Origin of the sequence: Streptomyces sp. NPDC051133, from assembly GCF_040682635.1 — a bacterium.
GTDB lineage: Bacteria > Actinomycetota > Actinomycetes > Streptomycetales > Streptomycetaceae > Streptomyces.
In genome coordinates, this window is record NZ_JBFBBK010000186.1 from 1 (window position 1) to 667 (window position 667).

The following is a 667-nucleotide window of genomic DNA, read 5'->3' on the forward strand; positions in this document are numbered from 1 at the left end:
GCTTTTTCCCCGATGCCAAGACGTCGACCGTCTCCCCACTCTCCTGGATCCGGGTGGTCGAGCACCGCAGTCTGCGGAGGAGCCTCCAGGACCTGAGGGTGGCGATGGCCTGCTCCCCGAGGGCCCGGATCTTGGCGTGGGACCGGTTCGCCGCCTTCTGACCTGTGGAGAGGGTCTCCCACCGGCCCCAGTAGGGGATCCGGACTGCGGGGAAGAAGGTGTTCGATAAGCCGCTGCCCAACAGCGAACCGAAACTGCGTGAGCTGTTCGACAAGCTCCAGGCCAAGCACGGAACGGTCCTGGTGGTCGTCGACCAGCCGGCTTCCATCGGGGCCTGCCGCTGGCGGTCGCCCGGGACGCGGACTGCCAGGTCGCCTACCTGCCCGGGCTGACGATGCGGCGGATCGCCGATCTCTACCGGGCGAGGCGAAAACCGACGCCCGTGACGCGTTCATCATCGCGGACGCCGCCAGAGCGATGCCCCACACCCTGCGGACGATCGACACCGCGGACGAGACCGTGGCCGAACTCGCGATGATCGCCGGGTTCGACGACGACCTCGCGGGCGAGTCCACCCGGATCACCAACCGGCTCCGGGGCCTGCTCACCCAGATCCACCCCTCGCTTGAACGGGTGCTGGGCCCGCGGGTCCAGCACCCGGCCGAGC

At 69.1% G+C, this 667-nt stretch carries 2 pseudogenes; one reads left to right on the top strand and one right to left on the bottom strand.

The features are described 5' to 3' along the window. Nucleotides 1-205: pseudogene (locus AB0N17_RS46185) on the bottom strand (IS5/IS1182 family transposase); the annotation flags it as partial. On the opposite strand from AB0N17_RS46185, the pseudogene AB0N17_RS46190 reads away from it, so the two are divergent. Beyond that, nucleotides 195-667 (top strand): annotated as a pseudogene (locus AB0N17_RS46190) (IS110 family transposase); the annotation flags it as partial. The pseudogenes AB0N17_RS46185 and AB0N17_RS46190 overlap by 11 nt on opposite strands.